This window comes from Mesorhizobium sp. (assembly GCF_017306585.1).
GTDB lineage: Bacteria > Pseudomonadota > Alphaproteobacteria > Rhizobiales > Rhizobiaceae > Mesorhizobium.
Map to the genome: position 1 here is coordinate 1 of NZ_JAFKIC010000103.1, position 4,563 is coordinate 4,563.

General features: G+C 62.6%; 7 protein-coding genes and 1 pseudogene. 5 read left to right on the forward strand and 3 right to left on the reverse strand.

Annotated elements, in window-relative coordinates; all coding sequences use genetic code 11:
• Window positions 1-37: 37 nt before the first annotated feature.
• Window positions 38-472, reverse strand: coding sequence for a 30S ribosomal protein S12 (rpsL, locus tag J0I79_RS03555; RefSeq protein WP_292855344.1), 435 nt, complete (start codon window positions 470-472; stop codon window positions 38-40).
• A 476-nt stretch (window positions 473-948) separates the two neighbouring features.
• Between rpsL and J0I79_RS03560 the strand changes: the two genes are divergently transcribed.
• Both J0I79_RS03560 and J0I79_RS03565 read left to right on the forward strand, forming a co-directional pair.
• On the forward strand, window positions 949-1,230 hold the full coding sequence (locus J0I79_RS03560) for a transcriptional regulator (RefSeq protein WP_137935239.1): 282 nt from the start codon (window positions 949-951) through the stop codon (window positions 1,228-1,230).
• An 87-nt stretch (window positions 1,231-1,317) separates the two neighbouring features.
• Entirely contained in the window at window positions 1,318-2,253 is a 936-nt protein-coding gene (locus J0I79_RS03565) for a Gfo/Idh/MocA family oxidoreductase (protein ID WP_292855345.1), read from the forward strand.
• A 54-nt stretch (window positions 2,254-2,307) separates the two neighbouring features.
• Here J0I79_RS03565 and J0I79_RS03570 read toward each other — a convergent pair whose 3' ends face one another.
• Complete coding sequence (locus J0I79_RS03570; RefSeq protein ID WP_292855346.1) at window positions 2,308-2,709, reverse strand: chlorophyllide reductase; 402 nt, start codon at window positions 2,707-2,709, stop codon at window positions 2,308-2,310.
• Between the two features lie 90 nt (window positions 2,710-2,799).
• Here J0I79_RS03570 and J0I79_RS03575 point away from each other — a divergent pair, with 90 nt between their 5' ends.
• Both J0I79_RS03575 and J0I79_RS03580 read left to right on the forward strand, forming a co-directional pair.
• Window positions 2,800-3,375, forward strand: a complete 576-nt coding sequence (locus J0I79_RS03575) for a DUF2975 domain-containing protein (RefSeq protein WP_292855347.1) — start codon at window positions 2,800-2,802, stop codon at window positions 3,373-3,375.
• A gap of 10 nt (window positions 3,376-3,385) precedes the next feature.
• Window positions 3,386-3,598 (forward strand): helix-turn-helix transcriptional regulator, encoded by a 213-nt coding sequence (locus J0I79_RS03580; protein WP_292855348.1) that lies wholly within the window; start codon window positions 3,386-3,388, stop codon window positions 3,596-3,598.
• A 48-nt stretch (window positions 3,599-3,646) separates the two neighbouring features.
• Here the strand turns inward: J0I79_RS03580 and J0I79_RS03585 are convergent, their stop codons facing one another.
• The gene (locus tag J0I79_RS03585) at window positions 3,647-4,312 is read right to left on the reverse strand and encodes an O-methyltransferase (protein ID WP_292855349.1); all 666 of its coding nucleotides are present in this window, start codon (window positions 4,310-4,312) and stop codon (window positions 3,647-3,649) included.
• A gap of 59 nt (window positions 4,313-4,371) precedes the next feature.
• On the opposite strand from J0I79_RS03585, the pseudogene J0I79_RS03590 reads away from it, so the two are divergent.
• Window positions 4,372-4,563, forward strand: a pseudogene (locus J0I79_RS03590) (hypothetical protein); the annotation flags it as partial.

Here is a 4,563-nt window from a genome sequence, read left to right on the forward strand (position 1 = left end):
GCCCGGGATTCCCGGACGGGGCACGGCGACCGCCGGCTTACTCGCCGGCCGCCTCGCCCGACGCCTCGGCCTCGACGGTCTCCGCCGCGGGTTCGCCCGCCAGCGTCGCCATTTCGGCCTCGGTCAGCCCGGAGGCCTGCTTGCGGTTCTTCACACCCTGCGTGTCGAGCACGCCGCGGATGATGTGATAGCGCACACCCGGAAGGTCCTTGACGCGGCCGCCGCGGATCATGACCACGGAGTGCTCCTGAAGGTTGTGACCTTCGCCGGGGATGTAACCGATCACTTCAAAACCGTTGGTCAGGCGGATCTTGGCCACCTTGCGCAGCGCCGAGTTCGGCTTCTTCGGCGTCGTGGTGTAGACGCGCGTGCAGACGCCCCGCTTCTGCGGGTTCTGCTGCATGGCAGGGACCTTGTTGCGCTTCACCGGCGCAATGCGCGGCTTGCGGATCAGCTGGTTGACGGTAGGCATTAAACCCTCTTGTCTCTCAATTCCGTGTCTCGTGCCGGTCAAGGCTCGCTCAAAGCGTCATTTCCATACGCAAATTCGGGCCACAAACCGCGCTTCGCGGTCTTGCCCGAACAAATCGCAGAGGAAGCGGAAGCCGCTTCGTGCACGCCGGAAATGTCTTTTCGCTCGTAAAACGAACCCTGTTTGAGGCAAACTCCAAAGCGTGTCGCTTCGGAAAGGAGAGCCTCACATCGGTTCTGACTGGGCGGCTTCTACTCGCAAGCCCGCCAAGCGTCAACCCCGCGACGCCAAATATTGCATTGAAGCCCGGGCTTGGCAGCCATGCGAAAACCGCATGTAATTTTCTTTCGCCATTTTGCAAGGACGAGGAAGAAAGTGACCGGCTTGCGGCTGTCGCAAGGCCTGGCTTCGTGCGAAAAGGCCGGATCGGTAGTCAAAATCCCCTCGCCTGCCCTCGGACCAACAGGAATCAGCCCGTGAACGACAATGAAGAACGCCCGGTCACCATCATCACCGGCCGGGTGTGGAAGAAGAAAGGCGGCAAGGCGGAAGGCGTCCACGTCATGCTGGTCGCGCCCGATGACGATTCGGCGGTGCGCCGCGCTCTCGAATCGCTCGCGGCGGAAGGCTATGCGGAAGCCGAACTCGACCAGATCGGCGACATGGACGGCGAACCGGACGAGGAACCGCATCTGTCCGCATACCAGGGCGCGCTCGAGGGCGAAGTGTCGATCGTCACGTTCGACGAGCCGCTCTGAATCCGGGATTCGCAACGCGTTCCCGACGGCTTGCACGCTTTGCCCGGCGCCCCTAGAAAAATCCACCATTTCAATTCCGGAGCCTTCATGTCCCCGAACAGCACGCCCATCAAGATAGGCATCGTCGGCGTCGGCAAGATTGTCCGCGACCAGCATCTGCCGGCCCTGGCGAAGGACGGGAACTATCGCCTCACCGCTGCCGCCAGCCGGCACGGCAAGGTCGACGGTATCCCGAATTTTCCCACCATCGAGGCGATGCTTGACGCGGTGCCGGAACTCGACGCGGTCTCGCTCTGCATGCCGCCGCAGTTCCGTTATGATGCCGCGCGCGCCGCGTTGGAAGCGAAGAAACATGTCTTCCTGGAAAAGCCGCCCGGCGCGACCGTCAGCGAGGTCGAGGAGCTCAAGGCGTTTGCCGCAAGGCAACGCGTCACACTGTTCGCAAGCTGGCATTCGCGCTACGCGCCGGCGGTTGAGGCTGCCAGGAGATTCCTCGGCTCGACGACAATCCGCTCGGCGGCGATCATATGGAAGGAAGACGTCCGCCGCTGGCACCCGAACCAGGACTGGATCTGGCAGCCGGGCGGCTTCGGCGTCTTTGATCCGGGCATCAACGCCTTGTCGATCGCGACCCATATCCTGCCGGCCATGTTCATCACCTCGGCCGTTCTCGACTTTCCTGAGAACCGTCACGCCCCCGTCGCCGCGCGGGTTGCCTTCCGCACCTCGGCGGGGCTGCCGGTCACGATGGACCTCGACTGGCTCCAGACCGGTCCGCAAAGCTGGGACATCGTCGCCGACACGGAAGCTGGTCAGATGGTGCTTTCGGGTGGTGGGGCAAAGCTCGCAATCGGCGGCGAGACTGTCCATGACGAGCCGGAAGCCGAATATCCGATGCTTTACAGCCGCTTCGCCGAAATCGTCCGCGCCGGCGTGTCGGATGTCGATCTGGCGCCGCTTCAGCATGTCGCCGACGCCTTCATGCTCGGCAAGCGCAATGTGGTCGAGGCTTTCTTCGACTGAGCGCCCAACGCCGCGTGATGATCCCCATCGCGCGGCGAAGACGAAGCGAGCCAATTAGCCTTTCATGGCCCGGCATCCCGCGCGCTTGAGCATATCGGCGACGATGAGCGGTGTCGCCGGTGTCTGCGCCCAGTCCCCTTGGCGAGGCGCGCCGGTTTCAAGAGCGGCGCGAACCGAGGCCGTATCCAGGCTGAATGCCTTCCGGCAGGAAATCACGCGGGATCCCTTGGCGGTGTCGGCGATTGCGCCGGCGGTTTCGCCGACGCCAGCAATATAGGCGACCAGGGTCTGCCGGGCGGTCTGACTTGCATCAGCCTTGTCGATCATCTCTATGACCTGCCCCACCGATATCTGGCCTGTCGCCGTCGAAGGAAGGGCGGCCGCAGCGAAAGGCGTCATGGCCGCGACCAAGGCCGCGATCGTGGCGAGCGCGATCCTGGGTTTGAATGAAGGCATTGAGGTCTCCTGTTGGTAGGCGTTGACAGGAATCATTCTTATGCATAAATTAATTATTGTAAAACAATAATTTCTTTCGAGATGAGCCCCATGACCGACCACGCCCCTTCGCACTCGCCCTTTGAACCCGCCCGTCAGGCAAGGTTGAACCGGATCCGGTTCTTCAGCCTGATGCTGGCACGAGGCTGCATCCTTCTGGCCGTGCTGCTGACGGTCGCATTGCTGTTCTACTGGTTCGGCGCCTCTTCCACTTCGATCGCCGCCGACGCACAGGTCCCGGCGGGCTGGCTGACAGATCTCGGCTTTGGCGGCAGAACGGCTGCATTTCTCATTTCCGTCGTGCCGCTTGCTTGCCTGATCATGGCCCTGCTGGCCGCCAGGCGCTGCTTCATAGCTTTTGCCGTGGGAGATTTTTTCAGCCTTGAGCCCGCCCGAGGTCTGCGCGACTTCGCCCTTGGCCTTGCATCCGCCCTGCTCAAGCCATTTTCGGCGGCGGCGCTGTCGGTGCTGTTGAGCCTCGACGCGCCCGCCGGCCAGCATCGGCTGACGCTCGGCATCGGCAGCGACACGATCCTGGCGCTGCTGGCGGCCGGCACGATCGCGGTGATCGCCTGGGTGATGACCGAGGCGGCGGCTATCGCTGAAGAGAACCGGCAATTCGTTTGAGGATCCGCTCATGCCCATAAGGGTCAGGCTCAATGTCGTCCTCGCCGAACGAAACGTGAAGTCGAAAGACCTTGCCGAGCATATCGGCATCACCGAGGCCAACCTTTCGCTACTCAAACAGGGAAAGGTCAAAGGCATCCGCTTCGACACGCTGGAGCGCATCTGCGACTATCTCGGGTGCCAGCCCGGCGACCTGCTGCGTTACGAGAACCAGTCGGAGTGAACCGGCCACCGGAAGCTTGCTACGCCAGTCAGCTATGCAACCCGGCTGTCATTCGACAATCGCAATCGCGAAGCCGTCATAGCCCTTGGCGCCGACGGTCTGAATGGCCGTACCATCCAGCCGCTTGTCGCCGCCGATGAATGAAAACGCCGCGCGGGCGCCCTCGACATTGGCGTCGCGGCCATCCTTATTGATGACGGCGCCGTCGCGTATGACGTTGTCGCAGACGATTACCGTTCCCGGCCGCGACAGCCGCATGGCCCAGGTGAGGTAGTTCGGGTTGTTCGGCTTGTCGGCGTCGATGAAGATCAGGTCGAACGGGGCGGCCTTTTCGCTCGCCAGCGCGGCGAGCGACTGCAATGCAGGGCCGACGCGCAACTCGACCTGGTCCGAGACCCCTGCCCGCTCGAAATTGGAGCGAGCGACCTTGGCATGGTGTTGATCGAGTTCCAGCGTGACCACCTTGCCGCCGGCGGGCAATCCGCGCGCCATCCATATGGTGGAATAGCCGCCCAGCGTACCGATCTCGAGGATCCTGCTTGCGCCCTGAATGCGCGCCAGAAGCGAAAGCAGCTTGCCTTGCGCCGGGGACACGTCGATCGCCGGCAGACCTTGATCGCGATTGGCCGCGAGAACCGCATCCAGGATGGGATCCGCCTCAAGGAGCGAAGAAACGATATAGTTGTCGACAGCCGTCCAGGTCTTGGCGCTCATCCGCCTTCCTCCATTGGTCGTAAAAGGAAAAAGCCGCCGGGTTTCCCCGACGGCTTCCGTTGCCTGAGATTTCCAAGCGGGTCGTCGTTTCGGGGAAACGATTGACCCGCTCTACTTCCTTTGGAGCAATTCCGGACGGAAAACCGTTCCACACTTTTCCTGGAATTGCTCTGCCGCCGCGCCTACTGCGCGGCGGTTGTCATGTCGGCCAGCATCTGCTCGGCGACTTCCACACCGGAGGCCTTGCGGCG